A 26,744-nucleotide genomic window follows, 5' to 3' on the forward strand; every position below is an offset into this window, starting at 1 on the left:
TACAATGAATTCAAATATAATTAGTAGGTGAAATATGGAAAAATTTAAGAAAATATTTTTGATAGTCCTATTGATAGCATTGACAGTCGGATTAATGGTATTCGTTCCTTACGATTCAATTAGAAACTTGGTACAAAAATCTGGGCCATGGGGAGCAGTTGTGTATATTTTATTGTTCACGATTCTCCCGATCGGATTCTTTCCAGTGCCAGCATTAGCGTTAATCGGTGGAGTTAGTTTCGGGCTTGTTAAGGGAAGTATTTACACAGTTATTGGAGCATCGATGAACTGCTTGCTTATGTTTGAACTTTCTAGAAAAATCGGACACGATTATGTTGTTAAGATGATTAATGAAAAATTCTCCGAAAAAAATAGGGACAGAATACTAAATGCACCAGATTCAAAACTATTCACTCTTTTGTTTATTTGCAGATTGATTCCGATTATTCCATACAATCTTATAAATTACGGATTTGGATTGACGAACATAAGCCTGTCCAAATATATGTTTGCATCAATACTTGGAATAATTCCTGGAACACTTGTGTATTTGAATTTGGGGGATAAAGTGCTGAATGTAGGATCCAAGGAATTCTACCAAGCGATTATTTTGGTAGTAGGACTTACTGTTGTGAGCTTGATAATGGCTAAAATAATCGACAAAAAAGACAAGAAAAAGCAAACAGATTTGAAGTAATTTGATGATAAGGGAGTAATAGTTACGCTCCTAAAAAAGTAAAGTGAGTAAGTCCTAAAATATATCAAAGTATAACTCACTTCGTCTCGCTTACAAAAATTTGAAAATTCTAATCTCGAAATTCTAAAATTCAAAACTCGCTTGCGCTCAAACAGTTGAATTTTTACGAATTTCTCGATTGAATTTTATAAAATTTTTTTCAGAGGACTCGTCCATTATACTTTGATATCATTCATTATTATTTATATGACTTACTTCATCTTACTTAATAAAAACAAACACAATAAAACCGCAATGCTTACAGTATGAGCTATTGCGGTTATTTTTATGAATTAAAAATTCTCTTCTAAGTATTTTTTTGTGAATTTTACGAAATCTATAACTGGCTCTGAGAGTAAAGAGTTGGAACGATATACCAAATAGAAGTGACGTACCGATTCGAAATCGTCGATTTTGAAAGAAATCAATTGATTATTTGCAACTTCTTCTTCTACTGAAAGTTTACTCATAATCGATATCCCCATTCCACTTCGAATGCATTGCTTCAAAGTTTCTGTGCTATTTGCTGTTCCAATCAAATTTAGTGAATTCTTGCTGATTCCTAAAGCGTCTATCATTTTCATAGATTCTTTTAATGTTCCAGAACCTTGTTCACGAAAAATTATTGGTTCCTTTAAAATAGAACTTATCTTGACATTGTTTTTCTTCAATGCATTATAATAATCGTTATATGGTGTGACTACTACTAGCTTATCGCTTAGAACTTTTTCAAAGGTAAGTTCTTTATCCATTGTAGTCATGCCTACAATTCCAATATTGATTGAACCATTTATAACTCCGTCAATCGTAGTTAAACTATCTGATTGAATTATATTAACCAAAGTTTTGATGTGAGATTTGTGATATTTTGTTAAAAGAGAAGGCAGAATATATGTTGCAGGAACAGAACTTGCACCGATGTTAAAAGTAGTTAGACTTTTTTTTGAAAAAGAATCCTGCATGCTTTCCATAATCCTTGAAATAGCCTTAGCGTAGTTGTAAAATTCTCTTCCTTCAGGAGTAAGCTCTAACTTTTTAGTTGTTCTTTTTAATAATTCTGCATTAAGTTCATTTTCAATTTGTTTGATGTGGGTGCTTATCGTGGGCTGTGTAAGATAAAGTCTTTTAGCAGCTTCAGAAAAACTATCCCATTCCACAACAGTTATGAACGTTTCTAATTGTTTTAAATCCATAATATCTCTCTCTTCGTGGTATTTAATATATATATTTTATCATATACCTTTTATTTTACAAAATACGCAAATACTTTATAGTAATATACCCAATTGTAAATAAATTTAACAAATACATATTTACTTATAGGGAAAATCTATAAATAAAACACAATTAAGAAATGTCTATAATTCAATGTTTGTACGATGATTTTAAAATTTTAAATGATAAGAATATGCAAAAAGTTAAAAATACGGCGTTATTTATAGAAAATTTCAATTAATGAATAAATGATATTTATGATAAAATAATTTGTATGTAAAAAGTAAATAATATTAGAAACATTAAATATTTAAGAGGGAAAATATGAAGAAAATTTTGAAAATTTTACAATTGGTAGCGGCGATTATTTTAGCTTTAATACCAAAAGTCATCGCAAAACCATGCAAAGTAATGCCAGGCAAAATGCCAATGAAATGCTTTCACATGTCAAATGCGGTATTTGTAGTGGCAATAAGTATCGTGATTTTATTAGTCATCGCATACATCATTAAAGACGAAAAAATCGAATGGGGAATTAATATTGCAGTTCCAGTTTTAGCTATTGATTCATTCTTATTAGCAAAAGTTGTAATAGGAGGATGCAAAAACCATCATATGGCTTGTCAAATGAAGACAATTCCAGCAGTGTCAATCTGCTCGATAATCCTTGCAATAATTTCAATAGCTTATCTTGTGGTATTGAAGAAGAGTATCAATGAAAGATAAACTTTACCTTAAAAACTGGATGTCATCAAATCCTGTCAGAACTTTTATAATAGTTTTGATTATGGCGATAGTGTCTGCACTTTTGTTTGTAAGCATGTATTTTTCAATTGGACTTAACAATTCAATTGATAATATGAAACAAAGATTGGGCGCAGACATGATGATTGTTCCAGAAAAAAGCGGAAAAGAACAGGAAGCATTATTCGTATCTGGTAAACCTTCTGAGTTCTACATGAAAAATGATGTGCTTGATAAAGTACAAAAAGTCGAAGGAGTAAAACAAGCAGCTCCACAATTGTACATTGCGACACTTCAAGAATCTTGTTGTTCTTTCCCTGTCCAAGCTATAGGAATTGATTTTGAAAAGGACTTTACAATAAAACCTTGGATGAAACAAGATGTGAAGCAATTGAAAGACGGAGAAATTTTAATCGGAAATAATGTGAGTGTAGTTGATGCAGACACATTGACTTTTTTTGGCAATAAATACAAAGTAAAATCAAAATTAATGAAAACTGGTCTTGGATTTGATAATGCAATATTCATGAATTTTGATACGGCGAAGAAAATGCTACAAGATTCTATTAAAGTTCATCCACAAAAATACGTTCCAAATTCTGAAATATCTTCAATTTTGATAAAAAAACAAGATAATGCAGATAGTGAACAATTAACAGTTAACCTTATGAAATCACTTAGAGGTACACACACTATGGTTGTCATGAACAAAAACTTCGTAGACAATCTATCCAAAGAAATGTTCTCTCTTATGAAATATTTGAAAATACTACTAACATTTACATTGATAATGGCAATAATCGTATTAATTTCAATATTTACAGTTGATTTCAAAGACAAAGAAAAGCAAATGGCAACACTTAGAATACTTGGTATAACAAAGAGTAAGCTAAAATCCATTATCCTAAAATACTCAGTAGTACTATCATTTATTGGGGCAGTAATAGGAATTGGATTATCCATACTCACAGTGAAGCTATTCTCCGGTCAAATCGAGAAATCTTTGGACTTGGCATTTATGAGCGTTAATGCAAAAGAAATACTAATTATTTCGGCGATAACATTATTAGTTGTAGTAGTGATTGCCTTAATCACGCAAATATTCAACGTAATAAAAATATCCAAAGACGAATTAGCGCTAACATTGAGAGGTAATTAAATGGAAATATTGAAAATACAAAATTTATCAAAAAGCTACCTTATCAATTCCGATAGAAAAAACGAAGTACTAAAAAATGTAAATCTAATTGTAGATGAAAATGACTATATCGCGATAGTAGGAGCAAGTGGCGCAGGTAAAAGTACACTTCTAAATGTGATTTTAGGTTTTTTAAATTACGATGAAGGAAGCGTACAAGTTTTCTCCAAAGAAGTAAAAGATTTTACAGATGAAGAAATATCTGATCTTCGCTCCAAGAAAATATCATTTGTACCACAAGATTTGATAGTATTTCCAGCACTAACAGTTAAGGAAAACTTGGAAATGAAAGCAGACATTTCAGGCGTGGATAATTTTGATTATGAGAAATTCATCAAAAAATACGACATGGAAGAACTTCTTCAACTAAACAGCGCTAAGAACTTATCTGGGGGAGAAATCAAAAAATTAATGATTCTAAGGGCGTTAATTAATGTACCAGAGCTATTAATACTAGATGAACCAACAGCTAACTTGGACGAAGAATACGTCGACAAATTCTTGGACTTGCTCGATGAATTGAACAAAAAAACAACACTAATATGTGTAACACACGATTCAAGACTCAAAAACAGAGCGAAAAAAGTGTACAAATTATCGGGGAAGAATTTATCTGAATAAAATATAGCTGATCTTCAAAAGTTATAAGACTTAGAAGGTCAGTTTTTTTATTGCGATCATTGACAAGTTAATTTACTAAGAATAAAATCTAATTGAGAGAAAAGGTAAAATAAATGAAAATATTAGAAGCTTCAATGAAAGAGACACGTATACTCGCTAAAATGTCGACAAAAATATGTGATAACGAAATGTTGATGAATTAGAAGAAGAATTTAAAAAATTCTACAATTAGATTAAGAATCAAACAGGAATATTTGTTTTAAGAAAAATTTATAAATTGGAGAAGATATGGAAATATTTAAAATACTTTTACCATTGATTATAGTAGTGATATTAGTCCTAATCGTCATCAAAAAATCGAAAAAACAATCAGATAAATCCGATGATAATTATATGTCACTTGGAATGGCGTTAGGAATGATGCTAGGCGCGGGTTTCGGAACTGCTTTTGGGAAAGACAACATCGCGACTTTTATATCGATCGGTATGCTTTTGGGTATGGTTATAGGAATGAGCATAACAAAAAAATAAATTTATACGTAGAAGACACCAGTAAGAAGGTGTCTTTTTTTGTGTACACAATAAATATGTGTAAAATATTTGTAAAAATATCAAAAATTAGTATAAATAGCTTATTTTTCACGAATAATCGGGTATAAATATAAATAAATACACGTGCAATTAAAGTGAGTGAAAGGAAAAGCAGTGAGGAAAAAATACAGGGATAAATTTACCAATCCCGAAATCGTAAAACGAATTAAACAAATAGAAAATTCTCCACAAATGCAATCAAAACTACATTCAGTAAAAAATGGAATGAAGAATAACATCATTAATCCATTTGTATTAGTTATAGGTGCCATATTCGGATTTATTGCATTAAGAGCGATGCTAGATATTTATTCGCTTCTTGTAATGGCTGCTATAGTGTATTTTTGGAACAAATATTCAAAACAACGAAGAAATGAACTTGCAAACTCCTACATTGATAATTTCCTATTACCAGTGTTGAATGAAATCTTGCCGGATACAACAATTGATTATTCTAAGAAAATTGATGTGAAAGTAATGAAAAGGCTGGTTCCTGATTCTCAGTATTATTTTGGAAACTGCCACATAGTATTTGGTGATGATTACAAAACAGAGTTTTCTAATATGCAAGCATACACAGAAACTGAAGATAGCGAAGGACACACACGACGAATTATCGATTTTTGTGGACAGATTTTAATGGCGAAATTTGACACTAAAATAAATGGACACATAAGAGTAGTTCCCATAAAAAAAGGTAAAGTACTTGGGTTTAGAAATCATGGAAACTACGGCAAGAAAACAAAAATAGAAAAAGGAATTGAGACGGAATCCCTGGAATTCAACAACTCATACGCAATATATTCAACAGATGATTTCTACACAAGATTAATTCTAGATCCTAAAATTATAGAGTTATTGAACGATTGGAAAGAAAAAATGAGAGTGTGCTTATACATGAATGAACAATACATCTCCGTATCATTCGAATCGAATGTGTTTTTATTTGCATTACCACAAACGAAAAAACAAGTTGATGAATTGTCGCTTTCAACAGAATACGAAAAAGTTAGAGAAAAATTATCTGGATTTTACTCTCTAATAGATATAATAGGTGAAAAATTATAAGGAGAAATTATGGACAGATTTTTAAATTCGGAATTCACAGCAATTGGAATAATTGCATTAATCATTTTTATAGTATTAATTTGGTGGGTAAAAACATCGAATAGATTTAACCGATACAAAGTCGTTATAGACGAATCCAAGAAAAACGTGGACATAGCATTAGCCAAAAGATACGACACAATTTGTGAAATGATAAAAGTAGCCAAATCATACGCAAAACATGAAAGCTCAACTTTTTCGGATGTAATTAAACTTCGACAAAATGCAAATATCAAGGAATTTAATTCCGCAATACAAAACCAAGACCGTGAAATCAGCAAAATATTTGCACTTGCAGAAGCCTACCCGAATCTTAAATCGTCACAAGAATTCATCAATTTACAAGATGAAATCAGCGACGAAAATGAACAATTAGCCGCTGCAAAAAGAATCGTAAACAACAATATCAGCGTAATAAACCAAGAAATCGTGTCTTTTCCAAAATCAGTTGTCGCAAAATCTAAAGGGTTGAAAGAAATGGAATTTCTTAAAGAACAAAACATAGACGTTAAAAGGTCAATAAATGAATTCGACTATGATGTAAAATAATTGAATAGGTAAAAATATAGGGGATAACTTCTGGGATTGTAACGATCTTGGAAGTTTTTTTTGAGTAAAAAAAGAAGGGTAGTACAGAGAATAATGTATGAAATTACAAGTCTTAAGGTAAGAGATGTATATTTGTGGATGGAGAAAAATATGTTCCACAAGAAAATGTTGATTCATTAAAAAATCTTATAAAATAGCACACAAAAATCAGAGCTGATTAAAAAGCTCTGATTTTTTAATGAGTAATTTTAAATTCTCCTTTGTCACAGATATTGTATCATATCCGTGACAAAAACTTTATTTCTTCCTATAACCACAAACTCTCGCAAATCGCAATGCTTTTGGAACCACCTCAAAATCCAAGAAATCAGTCGTGAAGATTTCTCCATCGACATTGACCATCAATTCTTTTTCGAATTTGATACTTCCTTTAGTCAATTTTTGAAAATGAATAAGAGGATGTGACAGATGAGCACCTTTTTTGTATTTAAAAATCAAAGGAATTATCTTGTACAATGGCATTGTTTCTGCCAAGCACATTTCCAACACTCCATCGGTCAAATTCGCATATGGTGAAGGATTGAACCCTCCTCCGTAGAAACCACCATTGCAAATGGCACCTAAAAGATAATATCCTTTCAAATTCACATCTCCGTTTTCTCCGTTACTTGTACTAGATTCCATCTTGTATTTTGGGATTTTAAATATATTTTGAAAAACGGCAAGAGGATATGCATTTGCCCTGAGTTTTGGGTTTTTCTTCAACAAATTATACGCGGAATTTAAAATCACTGTATCAAAACCGAAACTGAGCACGTTCACACAATATCTTCCGTTGACTTTGATTAAATCGATATCGTCAATAACGGGCTTGATTGTGTTTTCGATTTTGAAGTTTGAATAATCGAAATTCTTAGAAAAATCATTCGCTGTTCCCGATGGAATAAGTCCCACGCTGAACTTAGCATTGATTTCTTTCATTTTATTTATTACTTCGTTTAATGTTCCATCTCCTGAACACACATACAAAACGACGTCCGAACAATCACAATATTTTTGAACGATTTCACAGGCGTGGTTTTTGTGTTCTGTTTTTATTATTGTACATTTCAAATTATTGCTTGAGTAACACTTCACAATTGAGTGCTCTAATTCTGAGAATGAGCCTGCTCCAGCCTTGCTACTCAACAAAAACACGTATTTCATTTAATCACCATTCATATTATAATATAAACATAAATTGCTGTACATAGAATTTTACAAAAAGGATGATGTCATGAATAAATTTGTTTATAATATAATTTACGTGCTGATAGTTGTAGGACTTATAGCATTATTCGAAAGAATTTTTAGAAATAGAAAAGACAATCCGACGCTCAACAAAATTTACAAAATATTAGTGGTGATTTTTTGGATAATTGCTACTATCGTCACAGTCTTGCTGTACTGGGCAGGTTACGGATATTTCAAACAAGGAAATTCGTCAGTTGCAGTAAAGCTTTTTGTATTTGGAATTTTGATGACGGTAAGCGTTGGATATAAGATTTATACTTTGATTGGAAATAAAAATGAAAATAATTAATGAACTTAAATCTCTACAAGATTTTAAATATCGTGATTTTCAAGCAAAACTAATTCCTAATATCGACAAGTCAACGATAATTGGAGTTAGAATGCCTGATTTGAGAAAACTAGCGAAAAAAATCGATGAAAAACAGGTACAAATTTTCATGGAAGATTTGCCGCACACATATTACGAAGAAAATATGCTTCATTCTATTTTGATTTCCAACATGAAAAATTATGACGATTGTGTAGATCACTTGGAGAGATTTCTTCCGTTTGTCGATAATTGGGCGGTGTGCGATTGCATTTCGCCGAAAATTTTCACCAAAAATACCGACAAATTAATCGAAAAAATAAAATTGTGGGCACAATCATTTCACCCTTACACTATTAGAGTGGCTATTTGTCTTTTGATGAAATATTTCTTGGATGATGAGTTCAAGGTAGAGTATTTGAAAATAGCGACTGATATCAGAAGCGAAGAATACTATGTAAATATGATGATTGCGTGGTTTTTTGCGACAGCATTGGCAAAACAATGGGACGATGTTGTATTCGTGTTGGAAGATAATTTGCTGGAGAGTTGGACACACAATAAAACCATTCAAAAAGCGAGAGAAAGTTTCAGAATTACACCAAAACAAAAACAATATCTAAAATCGTTAAAGAAAAGGAGATAAGATGCGAAGAAAAGATCGTGAAATCACAAGTTTTGATGAACAATTGAAGATAATTGATCAATGTGATGTGGTAAGGCTTGGACTTATGGATGATGACGGCTATCCGTATATTTTGCCGCTTAATTTTGGATACGAAGTGATTGACAATGAATTGGTTTTGTATTTTCATGGAGCGTTGGAAGGCTACAAATACGAACTCATCGACAAGAACAACAAGGCTTCTTTTGAGATGGATTGCAATCACGATTTGTATTCCAATAGAGAAATAGGATACTGCACGATGAATTATTCGTGCATAATGGGCAAGGGTGTAGTCGAATATGTGACAGATCAGCAAGAAAAATTCAAAGCACTAACTGTGATGACGGACAAATATCACGTGGAACATTTTGAATTCAATCCAAAAGCAATTCCGAGAACTAGAGTTTTTAAATTAACAGTTACATCTATGACTGCAAAACATAAAGAAATGAAAAAATAAACTTATAAAACACAAAGACTATTAATCAAAAATGCTTGACAGTATAACTTTTAAGTTGTATACTGAAAAAGTAGTAAGTAATTAAGGTAGTGAATCAAAGTTTTGTAAAATATTTTATTCTCTTAAATTAATTAGTTATCACAAAAAATAAAATTGTACAGTGGTACGGTTATTCTACGGAATAACAAGGAGGATATTATGAGTAACGGAACAGTTAAATGGTTTAATTCTACTAAAGGATTTGGATTTATAACAGGAGAAGACAACAAGGACATTTTTGTTCACCAAAGTGCAATCCAACAAGAAGGATTCAGAACATTAGAAGAAGGACAAAAAGTTTCCTACGATGTTGAAGCTTCTGAAAAAGGCGACAGAGCAGTTAACGTAGTTAAATTATAATACAACAAGGTTCAATCATTTTGGTTGGACCTTTTTAATTTTTAGAAAATGGGTATAAATGTACTGTAGGAACGTCGCAATATTTTTAAATCAAGAAAGGACACAAAATGGCAAACACAGAACAAAAAATTATGGATTTAATTCCAGAAGAATTGAAGAACAAAATACCAGGATTTTTACAAGGTAGTGCACTATCAGAAATAGTAAACAAAGTAAAAGAACAACACCCTGATCTTTACAAAAAAGTTGAAGAATCAGAAGGTCAAATCCCAGAAGATGTAAAACAAAAATTGACAGAAGTTTTCAACAACTTCATTCAACAAAAGTAATTAATAGGATATTCCAGTACGCGTGAAAATGTGTACTGGTTTTTTGTTTGTCAAAATATTACAAAATCTCATAAATGTGATATATTAGTATTAGATTTTTAAAAATTACGGGAGGAATAATATGGATTTTGAAGAAGTAATCAAAAATCGATATTCTTGCAAAAAATATAGCGACAAAAAGGTAGAAAAGGAAAAACTGGACAAGATTTTGGAAGCTGGAAGACTAGCTCCGACAGCGAAAAACTTACAAGAACATCACATTTATGTAATACAATCAGAAAAAAATTTGAAGAAAGTCGACGAAGTGACACCTTGTAGATACGGCGCAAGTACAGTTTTGCTTGTAACATTCGATAAGACAAACGTGTTTACATATCCTGGAGATAGAAGAGATTCCGGAATAGAAGATGCGACAATTGTCGCTACTCATTTGATGCTTGCAGCGAAAAATCAAGGATTGGAAAGTTGTTGGATTAATTTCTTGGATCCAGATATAACTCACAAGAAGTTCCGACTTCCTGCAAAAGAAGAAGTACTAATGATGCTAGATATCGGCTATCCTGATGAAGATTCTGAAATCAATCCACTTCACGACAAAAGAAAAGATTTGTCAGAAACAGTAACATTTATTTAAATCGCAAAACGACTCAGTCACATTAATGACTAAGTCGTTTTTTGATTGCTCACTTGGTAAAAATAATTTGCCAATTCTTCTGTACTTTCCACGCCGCCTTTTCTAATCCAATGTAAAATAATTCCCGAATTCAATGACAAAAAAACCTCCGTCGAATAATCTTTTGGCAAGAACGGGTGATTGTCAATCGAATGCTTCAACTCCGGAAGTGTTTCAATCAACGCCAACAAAAACTTCCTCAACATATCGTTGATATAATTGTAGCTGTTCATCGTCAACGCGTAAATAAAATCGAAATCATCCTTTACATAATCGATAACCTTTTTGATGATATCGTAAGAATATTTGCTGCCGACTTTTTCCGACATCAAAATCTCCTTCAATTCCTCGAAGATTTCCTCCACCAAATTATCCACCAAATCCATTTTATCATCGTAGTGCAAATAAAAAGTTCCACGATTGATGCTAGCCTCTTTTGTCAATTCGCTCACAGAAATATCATTCAAACTTTTCTCGTTCAACAAAATCGTCAACGCTTTTTTTAATTTGTCCCTCGTATCTGTTTCTCTAATCATAAAATCTCCTTAAATCAACAAACTGTTCACTATTGTTTTGTTACAATTCTACTTTTAATATAAAATAATTTATAAGATAAATCAACACATTGTTCATATAAGAGGTGAATCATGGCATACATTGAAATGAAAAACAGCTACAAACGCTATAAATCAGGACAATCCGAAATAATTGCAAACAACGACATATCGTTTGAAATAGAAAAAGGAGAATTGGCGATCATTCTCGGCTCATCAGGAGCGGGCAAATCAACCGTTTTAAATATTCTCGGAGGAATGGATACAAATGACGAAGGAAATGTACTAATAGATGGCAAGGATATTAGCACATTCAACGAAAAGGAGCTGACGAATTACAGAAGAAATGACGTAGGATTTGTGTTTCAATTCTATAATCTAGTTCCAAATCTAACCGCCAAAGAAAACGTGGAACTAGCATCTGAAATTGTAAAAGATGCTTTAGATGCAACGGAAGTCTTACAATCAGTTGGACTTGGAGAAAGAATCGACAACTTCCCAGCGCAATTATCAGGTGGGGAGCAACAACGTGTCGCAATCGCACGTGCAGTTGCGAAGAATCCCAAGCTATTATTGTGCGACGAACCAACGGGAGCTCTCGATTATCACACAGGCAAGCAAGTTTTGAAAATCTTGCAAGACATGGTTAGAAAAGAAGGCGCGACAGTCGTTATCGTTACGCACAACCAAGCGTTGGCTCCGATTGCAGACAGAGTTATTCACATGCACGACGCGAAAATTCGCAATATCGACTTGAACCCAAACCCACAAAATATAGAAACGTTGGAATACTAAAATGAAAAAGAAAACATTGAACAAGACGATTTTCAAATCGTTTATAGAATCTAAGGGACGATTTTTGTCGATAATGTTGTTGATGATGCTTGGATCCATGACACTTGTCGCACTCAAAGTCACAGGCCCCGACATCGACAAATCGGCTAACAAATACTACGAAGATTATAATTTGTCCGATATCAATGTCATCAGCGATTACGGAATCACGGAAAATGATGCGAAGGAAATCGACCAAATCAAAAACATCGCAGACGTTGAATATGGATATTTTTCAGATGCGACGATAGGTGACACGCCAACATCATTCAGAATATTTTCTAATACTAAAAACATATCTAAGTTTGAGCTTGTGAGCGGCAATTTCCCACAAAAAATCAGAGATATAGCACTTACTGACCAATACAAATCAAAATACAAAATTGGAGATAAAATCAAATTCAAAGAAAAAGACGAAGACAGCAAGATTTTGAAACAGGAAGACTTCACCGTGACGGGATTTGTGAATTCTACGGAAATCATCTCCAAGACAGCCTTGGGAAATTCCTCTGCGGGATCTGGAAACTTGGAAGGCTACGGAGTTGTAACAACAGACAACTTCGACACAGACGTCTACACCATTGCACGTGCGCGTTACAAAGATGTGCGTGGGCTTAACTTCACAGACAGTGAATATACAAGAAAAGTCGACAAACATCAGAAACAACTCGACGAGATTTTGAAAGACAACGGCAAACAACGACTCGAAGAAATCAAATCCAAGGCAAATGATAAAATCACAAAATCCAAGAAGAAAATAGAAGATGCCAAGAAAGAAATCGCAGATGCAGAGAAGAAATTATCCGACGGACAAAAGAAAATCGACGACGAAAAATCAAAGCTAGTATCAGCTAAAAAACAAATCGCAGAAAAGGAATCTGTCATCAAAAATTCAAAACACCAAATCGAATCGGCAGAAAGCCGCCTTCAAGCATCTAAGAAACAATTGGACGATGCGAAAATTCAGCTTGACAATGGACAAAAGCAATTGGATTCTAAGAAAAAAGAAGTCGAAGCAAACAGAAAGAAGCTATCACAAGCAAAATCGACCCTTGATGCCACGAAAGCAAAGTTAGATTCATCAAACGTCCAAATCCAACAAGGAAAAGTAAAGCTACAACAAGCAAAGCAAAACCTTGAACAAAAGAAAGCAGAACTAAAAAAGCAGGGAATAAATCCAGAAAATGTTCCAGAAATTCAACAGGCTGAAAGCTCAATCACAGAACAAGCTCAAGTAATACAACAATCCGAAGCTCAGTACAACCAAGGATTGGCGAAGTACAATCAGGGACTTCAACAATACAAATCTGGAATGAAAAAAATTGATGAATTTGATTCGTCACAAGCTAAACTTAACGAGAAGAAAAAACTCTACCAAAATTCTGTTGCGAAATACAACTCTGGACGCAATCAGCTCAACGCATCCAAAACAAAATACCAAAACGGAATTGCACAGCTGAATTCATCAAAAAGACAAATCCAAGAAGGATTGAACAAAATCTCATCGTCACAAAAAGAACTTGACGACAAGAAAAAAGAATTTGAAACAGAAAAGAAAAAAGCCGACGACAAAATCCAAGACGCAGAATCCAAAATTCACGATGCGCAAATAGAAATCGATGGATTGTCGTTGCCAGAATATTCGACATATACAAGAAGAACAATGCCAGGCGGCGACGGAATAAAAATGGTCGAAACGACATCATCGGGAATCACGAAAGTAAGTAACTTATTCCCTGTAGTGTTGTATCTTGTCGCAGCTCTTGTAACAGTCACGACAATGACACGATTTGTCCAAGAAGAACGAAACAACGCAGGAATTTTGAAGGCGTTGGGATATAATGATGCTGATGTAATCAAGAAATTCGTTTTATACGGGCTAATCTCCGGAGGATTGGGCACGATTTTGGGAACGCTACTTGGAACGTACGCACTTCCGTACATTTTGTGCACGTCGCTTTTGGCAAACATGACGATACCACCAGTCAAGTACTATTTTTCATTCAAAATACTTGGTTTATCGGTGCTTTTCGCGATACTTTGCAGCGTACTCCCAGCGGTTTACATCTCAGTCAAAGAACTAAGAGAAACAGCGGCACAACTATTGCTACCGAAACCACCGACAAAAGGCTCCAAGATTTTCATGGAAAGAATCACACCGTTGTGGAGCAGAATGACCTTCACGCAAAAAGTCACAGCTCGTAACATCTTCAGATACAAGCAAAGAATGTTCATGACGATATTCGGCGTTGCAGGATCCGTCGCGCTATTATTCGCAGGGCTTGGGATTTCATCCTCAATCAACGGCATCCAAACCAAACAATACGGACAAATCATCCAATACGATGCAGTAGTTGCGAAGAAGGATTTCGTTACAGAAAAAGAACAACAGAAAATCGACCGATTATTAAAATCAGACGACATTACAGGCTACATTCCAGTTCATTTTGAAAATATCACGAAAAACATCAAAGGAATTGACGACGAACAAACAATCACGATGCTTGTCACACACACGGACACATTTTCTCCGTACATCAATTTGGAACACAAAAACTCCGAAGATATGCTCAAAATAACAGATGATGGCATCGTCGTATCGCAGAAACTTGCCGATTTGATGAAAGCAAAAACAGGCGACACAATAACGCTAAAAGTCGCAAATCAAGATAGAAAATTCAAAATAGCACAAATCACCAAAATGTACGCCGGACACTTTATCTTCATGAGTGACGACTACTACAAAAAATCAGTTGGCGAAAAAGTCGACGACAACAGCTACTTTATCGCACTCAAGGACAAATCCAAAGCAAACGTTGAAAAAGTCACAGCGAAATTCATGGCATCAAATGGAATCAAAGCCGTGTCACAAAACACCAACGTCATCATACAAGTTGAAACCATGACCAACTCGCTCACGAAAGTAATGACAGTGCTAACTATAATGTCGCTATTACTTGCAATAGTAATTCTGTATAACTTAACCAACATCAACGTAGCTGAAAGGATCAGAGAATTATCCACGATAAAAGTATTGGGATTTTTCAACAATGAAGTAACCATGTACATCTATCGTGAGACAATCTGCTTGTCAATTATTGGAATAATCGCAGGAATATTTGGCGGGAAAATACTTCACAAAGTAATCCTCGAAAAAGTTGCACCAGCGGAAATATTCTTCAACCCAAACATCGAAGTGTGGGTATATATCTTACCGGTAATTTTAGTAATTGTTATACTCTACGCATTGGGAGTAATAGTCAACCACAAATTGAAAAAAGTAGATATGCTTGAAGCATTAAAATCAGTAGATTAAATAATGGAAGTAGAAAACCGTGTTTGCAAGGTTTTCTACTTTTTTTCAATTCCACATTTTCGCACCACACATACATCACACAGGGACAGGGAAACACAAAAACTCGTAAAACGCTCATCTGTCTACAAAAATTGATAAATTCATCGCTTATGAAACTAAAATCGCAAACTCGCTGACGCTCAAACAGTGCGATTTTTTAACGTTTCATTTCACTAGAATTTATTTCAATTTTTTCCGAATGATTCGCTTATTTACGATGTTTTTGGTTTGTTTCAATGCTAAATTATTCAGCAAACATTCTCCATCTACTTTTTTCTTCCCCGTTTTCGTAGCACATTCGTCTGGCTTACAAAAAATGGAAAATTCTAATCTCAAAATCCTAAAATTTGAAGCACGCTTCGCTTACGCGGTCAAATTTTGGGCGGATTTTTTCGATTGAATTTTGCACAATTTTTAACGTCTCATTTCGCTGAAATTTATTCCAATTTTTTCCGAATGATTCACTTATTTACGATGTTTTTGGTTTATTTACGAAAATCACAATCGCACGACGTATACTTTTTTTAACACCATCAAAACACTAACAACATTTCACCCTACATCCCCAAAAGCCCCAATATTGTGGTAAAATAAACTAAAGAAATTATCGGGGGAGAAGGCTATGATTAAAAAAATCGTTAAGGTGGATTACAATGACAAATACGACGATGAGCTGGACAAGCTCAGAGTATCTGTGTCGATGCTTTTACTTGAACGCGATAATTTATTGTTTCATGAATGCAAGAATATTGAAGCTGAATACGTTCTGAAATTCGGAAAGCTTGAATACAAGGTATATGAAGCGGAATGTGAGTATCGCAGGCTGAAAAGAAAGCTGGAATTAATTATAACTTCTCGTAATCACAATAAGCCTATCGATTTGGATACGATTGACGAACAACTTGAAAAAGAATTGGAGGAATTCTACAAGATACTTAACGCTAAGCTTGGAGAAATCGAAGATGCGAAAATTCGCCAAGGGTTACCGCGATTATCCGTTGAGGAAGATAAGGAACTAAAATCTCTCTACAGAAAACTAATTAAAAAACTACACCCAGACATGAATCCAAATGTCACAGAATACGAAAAGGAACTTTTCAACAAGGTTGTAGAATGCTACGAAAACGGGAACTTGCTTGAATTACAAATGATAGAAATATCATTGGAGGATAAATCAATCACAGTTGAAAATTCCCTTGAAGAAAAACAAAGACTCACCAAATTAGTTGACAAACTCACCTCACAAATTCAAGAAATCAAATCGACTTATCCATATATATTAAAAGAAACATTGGTAAACAAAGAAAAAACCATCGAACGATACAAGGAACTTAACGAAATGTTCGACAGGTATTCTTATGAAATACAAATATACACCGAAGAAATCGAAAACTTTCTGAAAGAGGAATAAAATGAGTGACATCATAAAAAAGAACAACGATTATTTGAGAATAAAATACACTGATGGACATGGCTTAGCTGGAATCAAACCGTTCCAACGTGATATTTTGCTGTTCGATACGCATATCGCAGGGACCACACACATCGAAGGAATGGACGAATTAGAAAAGCACATCCACATAGGAGATAGGCTGGAATTTTACAGACAACAGGACAACCCCTACGATGCTAACGCCATCGAAATCAGAAATGATATGAACGTAAAGATTGGATACGTACCAAAAGCTGACAACATTGTATTTTCACGATTAATGGACGCTGGAAAACTACTCTACGGCAAAGTAATATCCAAGGAAATATTGGATAATTGGGTCAAAATCCAAATCGAAATATATTTGCACGAAATATAGGAGAACGCAATGAACGTGATACTTACAAGCGACATAATGTCTCCTGACAAAAGACAACTTAACAGCCAAAATGGTTTTGTCGACAAAATCCACGAATACGTAGAGGATATCTACTGTCTGTACGTTCCATCAGATCCACACACACCACTTTTAACCAACACAATTAGCTCGCACCACAAAAGAGCCTTCGAAAAAAGTGGATTCACTGTAAAAGACTGGGAAGTACTATCCATTTACAAAAAATCAATCATACAACAGCTAATATCAAAATCTAACCTAATAATACTGGCAGGAGGTCACGTTCCCACACAGAACAAATTCTTCCATCACATACATCTTCAAAAATACATCAAAAACTACAACGGACTAGTGATTGGAATCAGTGCAGGGAGCATGAACAGTGCTGAAGAAGTATACGCACAGCCAGAAAATTTTGGCGAAGTCAAATCCACTCACTACCGTAGATTTCTCAAAGGACTAGGAATTGTGGATATATCTGTACTTCCACACTACAAAGAGATCAAACATCAACGAATCGACAACCAACGAATCATGGAAGATGTCACACTACCAGACAGCTACGGAAGAAAATTCTACGCCATAGAAGATGGAGCATACATCGTAGCCACAGAAAACATAATCTACGGAAATTGCTACGTCATAAAAGACGGCAAAATCAAAAAAGTATGTAACACAGCAGAAACAGTAAATCTACGAGGAGTAAATTAATGACAGAATTTTTCAGATACAACGAAGATGCCTACACCAATATCAACATAACATTACTAAGACTATCATTAGTCCTAGTAATTTTTTTGGCATACAAACTCAAACACAAAACCAACCTACTCAAACCGGCATTATTTGTTGGATTGTTTGGTCAAGTACTACTATTTGCATGGTACGCAGGAAATAATACACTTTTTATCAAAGAAGGATTGCCGCTGTTTCATTGCCGAATATCAGCAATCATGATGCTAATAGCTTACATTTTGCATAAGGACAAACTAATGCGCTACTTCGCATGGATGGGACTCATCGGAGCCATCATCGCATTTACATTCCCAGACCCATCCAAATACTTGTGGCCACACGTAACCAACCTTACCTATATCATCAATCATTTGCTATTAGGATATTGTGGAGCGACAATATTATTCACACAACAAACAACACTCAAACTAAAACATTCACTCATCATAACCACCATAATGAACGCATTGATCATGACAGTCAACCTAATAATCCACACAAATTACGGATACCTAGTACAATTTCCACAATCAGTACCAGTGAAATTCACACCAAAAGTCACATTCCTAATAATGACACTAATCATCACATCTTTGATTACAATTGCAGAAAAAACACACAACAAACTCGTACAAAACACACAAATAGAACCACAACTAACTATCCAACAATAATCGCACAACTATTAGGAGAAACAATGAACACAATCATCAAACCATTCGACACGCTTACAACACAAGAACTATTTAACATCTACAAACTCCGAGTCGACGTATTCGTAGTTGAACAACAATGCCCGTATCACGAAGTAGACGATATCGACACCATCAGCCACCACATATATTTGCAAAACGACAACTCAAAAATCTTGGCTTACTGTAGATTGTACAAAATAGAAGACACATTCCACATCGGAAGAGTAATCGCATCAGAAAGACGCAAAGGATACGGAACACAAATAATGAAAGCAGCGCTGAAATTTGCGGAGCAAACACTTCACGCAGATACAATAATCATAGAAGCACAAACCTATGCCAAAAAATTTTACGAAAAATTAGGATTCATTCAAACATCAGAACCGTTCGATGAAGATGGAATCCCACATATACAGATGAAATACATTGTACGTTAAAATACGACAACACACCAAGGACAAAAAACTTGGTGTTTTTCTTTGGAAAAAATAAAAATAAGAGAAAAAAATTACAAAAAAGTTACAAAAACAAATCTCATTTATACTAACAGTACCGATAGTGAACATCGAATAAACAGATACTTTAACATAAAAGCGTAAATACAAAGCATCTGACATAAATCAAACAAACTCAAAATCAAATAACATTGTGCTATAAGTACCACTGCTAGCAATAATTTTATAACGAAATTGACAGGTAAATATTTTCACAGATATCACAATATTCACATAACAACACTTCTAATAATTACCACACGAACATATAATAATATATAAAGAAAGAAATCGAAAAAAATTAGAACATAAAAATCAAAAACAAACTCAAAAAAATAATTTAAATTAAGCGAAATCTACCAATACAAACCAAGAAAAACCAAGAATAAATACATCTAATATCAAAAAAACATCAAAAATCCATTAAAAATATGTAAAAACACAAAAATTTCCCGAAAAAAGGTTGAAAATTTAATTCATTATAGTATAATAAAAGTTACATAGACACACGTTATCATGAAGTGAAAGTTTATTAAGTTATATTTTAGATAAATCAGCACTAAACTTTTATTAAAAAGCTTGATTTATTAAATTATTTGATTTAAAATATAATTACAAAGAAACAGTCATAAATGATACAAATATAAGTTTATGAAGGTTAAAAATTTTAGGAGGAATATACCAATGAAATTAAACAAAAAGTTATTGACAGCAGCATTAGCTGGTGCTTTAGTTGTAACAGCAGTTCCAGCTGGAACATTCGCTGAAAAGAATTCTAAAGAAAATTCTTACACTGAAGAATTAAACTTAACTAAACAACAAGCAGCTGCTAGAATGGATCAATTAGCTAAAAAAATCGCTGAACTTTCAGCTAGAAGAGCAGCTATTGTAACTCAAGAATGGAAAGCTGGAGAAACTTCTGAAGGTTTGATTGAAAAATTACAAAAAGAAGAAGCAGCAGCTAAAAAAGCTTATGAAGCAGCAAAAGCTAACTTCGAAGCAGCAGCAAAAGCATGGGAAGATGCAAAAGATGCTCAAGAAAAAGCTAGATTAGCTAAGAGAAAAGCTTTAGATGCTTACGATGCTAAAGTTGGCGAATATAATAAATTAGTTAAAGAAGCAGAAGCAGCTCGTGATGCAGCTAAAAAAGAAGCTAAAGAAAAATTTGAAGATACAATTGCTAGCGTAAATAGAAAATATGAAGTATCTCAAACAAATCTTGATAGAGCTGAAAATGAATTAGCTGCAGCTAAAAAAGCTTTAGAAACTATAGCTGATGAAGATGAAGATGTACCAGAAGGAACACAAGCACAATATGATCAAGCTAAAAAAACTGTTACAGACTTAGAAGCAAAAGTTGCTCAATTAAAAGTTGAAAGAACTAAAGCTCATGATGAAAAAGTTACAGTTGAATACACAGCTAAAGAAAACTTAGAAAAAGCTAACAAACAAGCAGATACATTGTTCCAAGCTAAACTTCAAGAATTAAACAAAAAATATAAATTAAATGATAACTATGGAGATGCAGCAGCTGAATTAACTCTTATTGAAAGAGCTAAATTAAAAGCAATCAAAGATTATGAAAATGCAAAAGCTAACGCTGAAGCAGCATTTGAAAACTATTTAGCAGCTAACAAAGCATATGAAGCAGCTTCTAAAGCATATGCAAAAGCTAACCAAAGAGCATACAAACTTACTGAAGAATTAAAATCAATTGAAAAACAATTAAAAGAAAACTATGTTAGAATTAACACTATCTTAAAAGATCAAAATCAAGGAATTAATTCTTTAGCTGGCAAATTAGATGCTGACATGATCAAAGAAATCGAAAACTTCGCTGAATTAAGCAAGAGTGAACAAGCAGAAGCTATTGCAAAATTACAAAAAGAATTAAACAAACTTAAAGAAGAATACGATAAAACTAAAGACGAAATCAAAGAAGTTAAATCAGTATACACTTACAAGTTTGCAGTAAAAGATACTGCTGGTAAAGGTGTACAAGGTTTGTCATTAACTTTCACTAACATCGAAGATAGTACAAAAGTTTACGTTGGAACTTCTGATGAAAACGGAGACATCGTTGTTAAGGGTATTGCTGAAGGAACTTACAAAATTGCTGTAACTCACGTTCCAACAGGATACAAAGTAGTTCAAAAAGGAAAAATGGTTTCTGAAGTTAAAAGTTTATTCAGACCAGAAGCTGAAGTAAAAGCTGAAAACAACGCTGAAGAAGCTAAAAAAGACGAAGCTAAAAAAGATGCTACAGTAGAAATTCCTGAATATGTAACTATCAAGGGTGGAAAAGAAGACAAAAAAGACGACAAAAAAGACGAAAAAGTTATCGATGGTGGAACAATCGTAGTTGAAAAAGAAAAAGACAACAAAGACGAAAAAGACAACAAAGATAACAAAAAACCAGAAAAAGCAGAAAAAGAAAACAACAAAAAACCAGCTAAACCAGCTAAAGAAAAGAAAGCATTACCAAAAGCAGGTGCAGCAGCTGAAGCAGCTACAATAGCAGCAGCAGCAATGGCTACTATGGGTGGAGCTTATCTTTCACTTAAAAAACGTAAATAATTTACGCAAATAGATTATACTAAAAAGATTTAGAGAGGACGTAAGTCCTCTCTTTTTTTTAAATTAAATAGACAGCTAGCATAATTCTTTTTAATTCAATAGATAGCTAACATAATTCGAAACAAATACTCGCATTAAAATTATTCTGATAAAAAAGCTAAAAAATAATAAAAATTCATATTCCCAAAATCATCTCTAAAATTTCATCAAATCTATTGTCACATTTTATCTAAACAAATTTAAATTCTGCGATAAATTGATTTGATTAATTTGTTATGTGATTTTAAACTAAAGAATTTTTTAAAAAGTTATAGTGAATTTGATTTTATTCCATTATTTTTTAATAAATTAAATGATTATTTAAAATTTTTAACCACAATCATAGAAATCATAATTTCTGAGTCGTTTCATTACTATTTGCAATTTACATAATCAAGAAAATAAAAGTATAACAATACATAATTTAGTATGATAAGAATAAATGCTCATAAGTTATCATAAGATTGTTTTTTAACAAGCAATTACAATAAAACGAAGAAATTCAACGAAATTTCTATTTGTTTTATTTACTATCATTTGGGTTGCAATTTTTGTTCATTGTGATAAAATATCCATACGAAGAATTGTTTTCTTAATTAATGTGATGAAAACTTCTGAACGAATCATTCTTCTTGTACATTAGTTTTCAAGCCAATTCCCGGGCTCTGCATTATTTAAAAAATAAAATTCTAAGTTCACAACTGTTGTGGTTTGATTTTTGAAACGGATTTAAAATGAAAATATTACAAAAAAGTAACACTTTTTTGATATGAAATTTTATTTTTGTTACAGAAATTAACCAACCAACAGAAAAAATTATAACAAGAAAGGAAAACGTAATGAATAACAAAAAGATTTTTGAAAAAATCATTACCGAAAAAAGAGCCAAAAGCTCTAACGAAAGACCAAAATACGGTCTTAGAAAGCTAACAGTAGGTGTAGTTTCATGTCTTTTAGGTTACATGATGTTCTTCACACCAAATGTTGTTGCAGCTGAAAAAGTTGAACAACCACAAGCTGTAGAAGCTACAGTTGAATCAACAGAAGTTGAAAACACTGAAAACGTTAAAGAAGAATCAGAACAACCAAAAGAAGAAGCTGCTGAATCAAAAGAAGCTGTTGATACAACAGAAGCTGAACAACCAGTTTCTCATGTACAAGCTTATTCTTCAAAAGCAACAGAAACAAATGCACAAGACAGAACTGTTAGAACAACTGCTGAAAAAACATCTGAAACAGCAACAGAAGGAAAAACAGAACAAGCAAAGCAATCGGATAGTTATGTACCTGAATTAGAAGCTATTAAAGTAGTAAAAGGTCAAAGTGTAGAAGACTACAGAAAAGCTTTTAAGAATCTTCCAGAAGATGCAACTATCAAAGTAGAAACTCCAGCAGATACAACAACAGACGGAGAAAAAATCGCTACAATTCAAATTACTTTTGCTGACCAATCAACAAAAAAAGAAATCATCACAGTAAAAGTATACGAAACACAAGAAGAACTTGATAAGTCAGAATTTGAAGAACTAGAATTTAGTGAACTAGGCGATAAACAACCAGTAACAGCTCCTAATGAAGCATCAGAAGAATTTACTGAAGATAAGGCTAAAGAAAACTGGGACAAAGATGTCCAAGATAAGAGCCGTTGGGCAATAGGAAAAGACCAAAGACTAGTTAGAGTAGGTTATAGTGACCCTATTAAAATGAGTGACATAGACTACGACGGAGTTTTTGAGGATGCTGATGGTAATACAGTTATAAGACTTGTTTATAAAGAAAGAGAAAGTGCTGAAACTGTAGTTTGGTACAGAGCAAGATTTAACTTTGGAGAATTAGACCAGTTTATAGACTATGATAAGTCCTATGTAGTCGGTTCAAGTCTTACAGGAAATGAAAAAGGAACATATAATCTAATCCCTGTTAATGACAGAAAAGAAAGAGAAATTAATCTTTCTGACGCTAGGGGCGACATAACAGCTGCTAGGTATAACCTACCTATCAACCTTGTCTTAAAAGACAAGATGAAAGTAGCAGACCTAGTAAAGAAAAACTATACTGTCCAAATGAGGTTAACTGATAAAGACGGCAAGAGGATATATGCCTACGCTCCTAAGAAAACTTCTATGGACTACTCAACCTATACCAAGACAACATCAGTAGCCCTTGAAGATAATATCAATAACACCTTCCTAAAGGGTGGTAAACAAAAAGATGGGAATAATGCAACAAGTCAAGAGACATTCTTCTCAGAATTTATTGCAAACCCTAAAGAATACAAGGATGAGTCCCAACTAGGTATAATTAGGACCCAATATTACGGAGATAGATCAGGTTTGAATGCTTCTCCAACAACAGGTGGCCAACCAATAGGATTTACACAAGTATTTGACAAAAACCTTGTTAATTACTTAAAAGCAGATGATGCTGGAAATATCGCCTATGTCAACCTCCTAACAACAGGTAGAGAGGTGTCACCATACGCACACAGATTTGGTATTAAGAAGAGTGATATAAACTACACAAAAGACGGAAAGAGTGCTTACATTGTTATAGCTCCAAATGCCTACCAAAAAGATGGCCTTAACAAAGTAGAAGTCGAAAAACATGACCAATACACAATGCTACAAGGCTTCTATATCTCTTCAATAGACTATGTAGTGGATAAGACAAAACTTGCTGAAACTTTTAATGAAAATAAAACCAGAAAACTGGACTATTCAATGATGTCTGGTTGGACAAACCCTAATAACGAAGGCTGGACTGTTTATGAAAAGAAATATGAAAATGGTTATGTAGCTAGAAAAGGCGAATCATTCTTAGTAAATACAACCACTATGCCAGAAGGTGGCCAAATTATGATTAAGATTGGCGATTCTGACCAAGCTATAATCAGAAAGCAACAAGGTTACTACACTTATAAAGCTGGCGGTACCGACAATGCTATAGAAAAAATAGAAACAATCTCTAAAAATGGAATATTTAAATTTACATTAAGAGAAGGCGCTACTATCAAGGCTGGCGATACTCTTAAAGTTTATATGCCTTACACAGCTGACCATAAAGATCCAGTAAACTTTATGGAAGTAAGTAATGGTACCGAAAGAGATCAAGGCGCAGCTACTTTAGATTTAGACTATGATAAACAAATTTTAACAACTCATATTTTTAAAGACTACAAAGTAGACAGAGGCTATTATAAGGTTAGATATACTCCTAAAGGAAAGACTGAGGAAGCTTCCTTTGAATTTAAAATAGTAGGCAAGAGCATAGTAAAATGGGAAGAAACAGATAAAAAAATGATAAAGGGATTGCCTAATAGAGCAGTAACTAAAGCTGAGGGCAATTTCCAAATAGATTTAACAAAAGTAGAACCAGGTACAGATATAATTATAGAATCTTATAATTCAAATGGAGAACTCCAAGCAGGTGAAACTTCATCAATTAGATACTCAAATCTAGCCAAGATTGACCAATATAAGGACCTAACTTGGACAGACTCATCTGATAAATTATCTATCCTATCAATAAATAAGTCACTTTATAAACCTTACCAAGTTATCTTTACAAATGATTATGTAGAAGGAACTGATGATTTCTATAAAGATCCTCATGTAATGCCAACAGATAATGCTAACTTCATGACTAATACATCCAAAATCCAAGGTTATACTAAGTATGATGGTGGATTAATAAGGATGCGTACTGAGCTTATAAATAATGAAGCACTACTAGGTAAGGCACAAGCCTTAGCTGATGAATATGATGATAAGGGAAATCTTACAACTGACAATAGTTCTAATATAGACCTTAAAGGTGAAGGTTATAGGGTATACAGATATGATATTGACTTAAATACCCTAGGAACAATCGGAGCTGGAGCTATAGCGCCAAGAGATGCTGCAGGAGAAGATAATTCTCACAGTCTAAAATTACTAAAAGATAAGAAACTTTATTTCAACGCATCAGACGGATCATCACTACCAACTGAATTAGTTGAAGCAAGAGTAAGAACAAGAGTATTATTTGATACAACAGAAGGACAATTTGAAGATGCAAGCAAAAAATCAATAAGAATTGCCCCAGACAACGTAAAATATCTTGACGATGAAGGATATGTAGCTAATGGATTTACTGGTGCCAATGTAGCAGCTGGTACAGGTGATGAATTTGTAAAAGATCCAACAGCAGAAGGAAAAACATTCTTAGGTTGGGTAACTGAAGCAGGTAAAGCTGAACTTGGAGCAACAACTGTTAAATCAGCTGCCTTCAACAAACTTGATGCTTCAATGAAATTCACTTCTGAAACACCTATAACCACACACCTAGTAGTTTACGCAATTTATTCTAATGAAAAACTAGTAACATTTGACGCTAACGGCGGTAAATTTGCTGACGATTCAACTACAAAGACAGATGATATAAGCGATGGAGTAAACAAACCAGCTGATCCAAAATTAGAAGGAAAAGAATTCGTTGGTTGGGCAAAGACAGCTGATGCTAAAGAAGCAGATGTTATCGATGTAACAAAATTAACTGAACCAACAACAGTATATGCTGTTTGGAAAGACGCTGATGAACAAACATCAGCAGAACCAACAATTACTGAACCAAAAGCAGGAGATACAAGTGTAAGTGGTACAGGAGTTCCAGGAGCAACAGTTGTATTAAAAGATAAAGATGGTAACAAGATTGGTGAAGCAACAGTTGATAAAGATGGTAAATGGACAGTTGACAATATTCCAG

25 protein-coding genes are annotated in these 26,744 nt (G+C 33.6%); 22 read left to right on the forward strand and 3 right to left on the reverse strand.

Annotated features, from left to right (window positions below; translation table 11 throughout):
* Positions 1–34: 34 nt before the first annotated feature.
* Positions 35–697 carry a TVP38/TMEM64 family protein gene (locus ACU68U_RS07120; protein ID WP_446763035.1) on the forward strand — a complete coding sequence of 221 codons (663 nt, stop codon included), beginning with the start codon at positions 35–37 and terminating at the stop codon, positions 695–697.
* Positions 698–1,029: 332 nt separating this feature from the next.
* Here the strand turns inward: ACU68U_RS07120 and ACU68U_RS07125 are convergent, their stop codons facing one another.
* Positions 1,030–1,929, reverse strand: a complete 900-nt coding sequence (locus ACU68U_RS07125; protein ID WP_094204309.1) for a selenium metabolism-associated LysR family transcriptional regulator — start codon at positions 1,927–1,929, stop codon at positions 1,030–1,032.
* 346 nt (positions 1,930–2,275) lie between these two features.
* On the opposite strand from ACU68U_RS07125, the gene ACU68U_RS07130 reads away from it, so the two are divergent.
* The 6 genes from ACU68U_RS07130 to ACU68U_RS07155 all read left to right on the forward strand — a co-directional run bounded on the left by ACU68U_RS07130 (position 2,276) and on the right by ACU68U_RS07155 (position 6,761).
* On the forward strand, positions 2,276–2,677 hold the full coding sequence (locus tag ACU68U_RS07130) for a DUF4418 family protein (protein ID WP_316445732.1): 402 nt from the start codon (positions 2,276–2,278) through the stop codon (positions 2,675–2,677).
* Positions 2,667–3,854, forward strand: a complete 1,188-nt coding sequence (locus ACU68U_RS07135; protein WP_316445731.1) for an ABC transporter permease — start codon at positions 2,667–2,669, stop codon at positions 3,852–3,854. Before ACU68U_RS07130 ends, ACU68U_RS07135 begins: the two co-directional genes overlap by 11 nt.
* Positions 3,855–4,514, forward strand: coding sequence for an ABC transporter ATP-binding protein (locus tag ACU68U_RS07140; RefSeq protein ID WP_446763036.1), 660 nt, complete (start codon positions 3,855–3,857; stop codon positions 4,512–4,514).
* 288 nt (positions 4,515–4,802) lie between these two features.
* Complete coding sequence (locus ACU68U_RS07145) at positions 4,803–5,045, forward strand: DUF2700 domain-containing protein (RefSeq protein ID WP_154271990.1); 243 nt, start codon at positions 4,803–4,805, stop codon at positions 5,043–5,045.
* 174 nt (positions 5,046–5,219) lie between these two features.
* The gene (locus ACU68U_RS07150; protein WP_446763037.1) at positions 5,220–6,173 is read left to right on the forward strand and encodes a DUF3137 domain-containing protein; all 954 of its coding nucleotides are present in this window, start codon (positions 5,220–5,222) and stop codon (positions 6,171–6,173) included.
* Positions 6,174–6,182: 9 nt separating this feature from the next.
* A complete protein-coding gene (locus ACU68U_RS07155) occupies positions 6,183–6,761 on the forward strand; it encodes a LemA family protein (protein WP_446763038.1) in 579 nt (192 codons plus the stop codon).
* Between the two features lie 297 nt (positions 6,762–7,058).
* Here the strand turns inward: ACU68U_RS07155 and ACU68U_RS07160 are convergent, their stop codons facing one another.
* The gene (locus tag ACU68U_RS07160; RefSeq protein ID WP_446763039.1) at positions 7,059–7,967 is read right to left on the reverse strand and encodes a diacylglycerol/lipid kinase family protein; all 909 of its coding nucleotides are present in this window, start codon (positions 7,965–7,967) and stop codon (positions 7,059–7,061) included.
* A 70-nt stretch (positions 7,968–8,037) separates the two neighbouring features.
* Here ACU68U_RS07160 and ACU68U_RS07165 point away from each other — a divergent pair, with 70 nt between their 5' ends.
* From ACU68U_RS07165 to ACU68U_RS07190, 6 genes are all read left to right on the forward strand, one after another.
* Positions 8,038–8,343: a hypothetical protein gene (locus ACU68U_RS07165; RefSeq protein WP_154271987.1), complete on the forward strand. Its 306-nt coding sequence runs from the start codon at positions 8,038–8,040 to the stop codon at positions 8,341–8,343.
* Positions 8,330–9,007, forward strand: a complete 678-nt coding sequence (locus ACU68U_RS07170) for a DNA alkylation repair protein (protein ID WP_446763040.1) — start codon at positions 8,330–8,332, stop codon at positions 9,005–9,007. The genes ACU68U_RS07165 and ACU68U_RS07170 overlap by 14 nt, the downstream gene beginning before the upstream one ends.
* A gap of 1 nt (position 9,008) precedes the next feature.
* Positions 9,009–9,488 (forward strand): pyridoxamine 5'-phosphate oxidase family protein, encoded by a 480-nt coding sequence (locus tag ACU68U_RS07175; RefSeq protein ID WP_392434177.1) that lies wholly within the window; start codon positions 9,009–9,011, stop codon positions 9,486–9,488.
* 198 nt (positions 9,489–9,686) lie between these two features.
* The gene (locus tag ACU68U_RS07180) at positions 9,687–9,887 is read left to right on the forward strand and encodes a cold-shock protein (RefSeq protein ID WP_035108999.1); all 201 of its coding nucleotides are present in this window, start codon (positions 9,687–9,689) and stop codon (positions 9,885–9,887) included.
* A 107-nt stretch (positions 9,888–9,994) separates the two neighbouring features.
* On the forward strand, positions 9,995–10,216 hold the full coding sequence (locus tag ACU68U_RS07185) for a hypothetical protein (protein WP_446763041.1): 222 nt from the start codon (positions 9,995–9,997) through the stop codon (positions 10,214–10,216).
* Positions 10,217–10,337: 121 nt separating this feature from the next.
* Positions 10,338–10,850 (forward strand): nitroreductase family protein, encoded by a 513-nt coding sequence (locus ACU68U_RS07190; protein WP_281683165.1) that lies wholly within the window; start codon positions 10,338–10,340, stop codon positions 10,848–10,850.
* 29 nt (positions 10,851–10,879) lie between these two features.
* On the opposite strand, the gene ACU68U_RS07195 is transcribed toward ACU68U_RS07190, so the two are convergent.
* Positions 10,880–11,425 (reverse strand): TetR/AcrR family transcriptional regulator, encoded by a 546-nt coding sequence (locus ACU68U_RS07195; protein WP_446763042.1) that lies wholly within the window; start codon positions 11,423–11,425, stop codon positions 10,880–10,882.
* A 111-nt stretch (positions 11,426–11,536) separates the two neighbouring features.
* On the opposite strand from ACU68U_RS07195, the gene ACU68U_RS07200 reads away from it, so the two are divergent.
* The 9 genes from ACU68U_RS07200 to ACU68U_RS07240 form a co-directional block, all read left to right on the forward strand.
* Complete coding sequence (locus tag ACU68U_RS07200; RefSeq protein ID WP_446763043.1) at positions 11,537–12,238, forward strand: ABC transporter ATP-binding protein; 702 nt, start codon at positions 11,537–11,539, stop codon at positions 12,236–12,238.
* A gap of 1 nt (position 12,239) precedes the next feature.
* Complete coding sequence (locus ACU68U_RS07205; RefSeq protein WP_446763044.1) at positions 12,240–15,593, forward strand: FtsX-like permease family protein; 3,354 nt, start codon at positions 12,240–12,242, stop codon at positions 15,591–15,593.
* A 661-nt stretch (positions 15,594–16,254) separates the two neighbouring features.
* A complete protein-coding gene (locus tag ACU68U_RS07210) occupies positions 16,255–17,043 on the forward strand; it encodes a DnaJ domain-containing protein (RefSeq protein ID WP_446763045.1) in 789 nt (262 codons plus the stop codon).
* Position 17,044: 1 nt separating this feature from the next.
* A complete protein-coding gene (locus tag ACU68U_RS07215) occupies positions 17,045–17,443 on the forward strand; it encodes an HIRAN domain-containing protein (protein WP_154254838.1) in 399 nt (132 codons plus the stop codon).
* A gap of 9 nt (positions 17,444–17,452) precedes the next feature.
* The gene (locus ACU68U_RS07220) at positions 17,453–18,172 is read left to right on the forward strand and encodes a Type 1 glutamine amidotransferase-like domain-containing protein (RefSeq protein ID WP_446763046.1); all 720 of its coding nucleotides are present in this window, start codon (positions 17,453–17,455) and stop codon (positions 18,170–18,172) included.
* A complete protein-coding gene (locus tag ACU68U_RS07225; protein ID WP_446763047.1) occupies positions 18,172–18,870 on the forward strand; it encodes a YwaF family protein in 699 nt (232 codons plus the stop codon). Before ACU68U_RS07220 ends, ACU68U_RS07225 begins: the two co-directional genes overlap by 1 nt.
* Positions 18,871–18,893: 23 nt before the next feature.
* The gene (locus ACU68U_RS07230; RefSeq protein WP_446763048.1) at positions 18,894–19,328 is read left to right on the forward strand and encodes a GNAT family N-acetyltransferase; all 435 of its coding nucleotides are present in this window, start codon (positions 18,894–18,896) and stop codon (positions 19,326–19,328) included.
* A gap of 741 nt (positions 19,329–20,069) precedes the next feature.
* Positions 20,070–21,962, forward strand: coding sequence for an adhesion factor FAF (gene faf / locus ACU68U_RS07235; RefSeq protein WP_446763049.1), 1,893 nt, complete (start codon positions 20,070–20,072; stop codon positions 21,960–21,962).
* Between the two features lie 878 nt (positions 21,963–22,840).
* A partial coding sequence (locus tag ACU68U_RS07240) for an InlB B-repeat-containing protein (protein ID WP_446763050.1) occupies positions 22,841–26,744 on the forward strand: 3,904 nt, incomplete at its 3' end.

This window comes from Finegoldia sp. P3-F-LR (assembly GCF_052932165.1).

What these genes read in the sequence shown, in the direction of transcription:
- ACU68U_RS07175 (WP_392434177.1), top strand. Translation starts at nt 9,009, where the DNA reads ATGCGAAGAAAAGATCGTGAAATCACAAGTTTTGATGAACAATTGAAG.
- ACU68U_RS07180 (WP_035108999.1), top strand. Translation starts at nt 9,687, where the DNA reads ATGAGTAACGGAACAGTTAAATGGTTTAATTCTACTAAAGGATTTGGA.
- ACU68U_RS07185 (WP_446763041.1), top strand. Translation starts at nt 9,995, where the DNA reads ATGGCAAACACAGAACAAAAAATTATGGATTTAATTCCAGAAGAATTG.
- ACU68U_RS07135 (WP_316445731.1), top strand. Translation starts at nt 2,667, where the DNA reads ATGAAAGATAAACTTTACCTTAAAAACTGGATGTCATCAAATCCTGTC.
- ACU68U_RS07130 (WP_316445732.1), top strand. Translation starts at nt 2,276, where the DNA reads ATGAAGAAAATTTTGAAAATTTTACAATTGGTAGCGGCGATTATTTTA.
- ACU68U_RS07190 (WP_281683165.1), top strand. Translation starts at nt 10,338, where the DNA reads ATGGATTTTGAAGAAGTAATCAAAAATCGATATTCTTGCAAAAAATAT.
- ACU68U_RS07215 (WP_154254838.1), top strand. Translation starts at nt 17,045, where the DNA reads ATGAGTGACATCATAAAAAAGAACAACGATTATTTGAGAATAAAATAC.
- ACU68U_RS07230 (WP_446763048.1), top strand. Translation starts at nt 18,894, where the DNA reads ATGAACACAATCATCAAACCATTCGACACGCTTACAACACAAGAACTA.
- ACU68U_RS07155 (WP_446763038.1), top strand. Translation starts at nt 6,183, where the DNA reads ATGGACAGATTTTTAAATTCGGAATTCACAGCAATTGGAATAATTGCA.
- ACU68U_RS07120 (WP_446763035.1), top strand. Translation starts at nt 35, where the DNA reads ATGGAAAAATTTAAGAAAATATTTTTGATAGTCCTATTGATAGCATTG.
- ACU68U_RS07160 (WP_446763039.1), bottom strand. Translation starts at nt 7,967, where the DNA reads ATGAAATACGTGTTTTTGTTGAGTAGCAAGGCTGGAGCAGGCTCATTC.
- ACU68U_RS07170 (WP_446763040.1), top strand. Translation starts at nt 8,330, where the DNA reads ATGAAAATAATTAATGAACTTAAATCTCTACAAGATTTTAAATATCGT.
- ACU68U_RS07165 (WP_154271987.1), top strand. Translation starts at nt 8,038, where the DNA reads ATGAATAAATTTGTTTATAATATAATTTACGTGCTGATAGTTGTAGGA.
- ACU68U_RS07140 (WP_446763036.1), top strand. Translation starts at nt 3,855, where the DNA reads ATGGAAATATTGAAAATACAAAATTTATCAAAAAGCTACCTTATCAAT.
- ACU68U_RS07220 (WP_446763046.1), top strand. Translation starts at nt 17,453, where the DNA reads ATGAACGTGATACTTACAAGCGACATAATGTCTCCTGACAAAAGACAA.
- ACU68U_RS07205 (WP_446763044.1), top strand. Translation starts at nt 12,240, where the DNA reads ATGAAAAAGAAAACATTGAACAAGACGATTTTCAAATCGTTTATAGAA.
- ACU68U_RS07195 (WP_446763042.1), bottom strand. Translation starts at nt 11,425, where the DNA reads ATGATTAGAGAAACAGATACGAGGGACAAATTAAAAAAAGCGTTGACG.
- ACU68U_RS07125 (WP_094204309.1), bottom strand. Translation starts at nt 1,929, where the DNA reads ATGGATTTAAAACAATTAGAAACGTTCATAACTGTTGTGGAATGGGAT.
- faf (WP_446763049.1), top strand. Translation starts at nt 20,070, where the DNA reads ATGAAATTAAACAAAAAGTTATTGACAGCAGCATTAGCTGGTGCTTTA.
- ACU68U_RS07200 (WP_446763043.1), top strand. Translation starts at nt 11,537, where the DNA reads ATGGCATACATTGAAATGAAAAACAGCTACAAACGCTATAAATCAGGA.
- ACU68U_RS07210 (WP_446763045.1), top strand. Translation starts at nt 16,255, where the DNA reads ATGATTAAAAAAATCGTTAAGGTGGATTACAATGACAAATACGACGAT.
- ACU68U_RS07145 (WP_154271990.1), top strand. Translation starts at nt 4,803, where the DNA reads ATGGAAATATTTAAAATACTTTTACCATTGATTATAGTAGTGATATTA.
- ACU68U_RS07225 (WP_446763047.1), top strand. Translation starts at nt 18,172, where the DNA reads ATGACAGAATTTTTCAGATACAACGAAGATGCCTACACCAATATCAAC.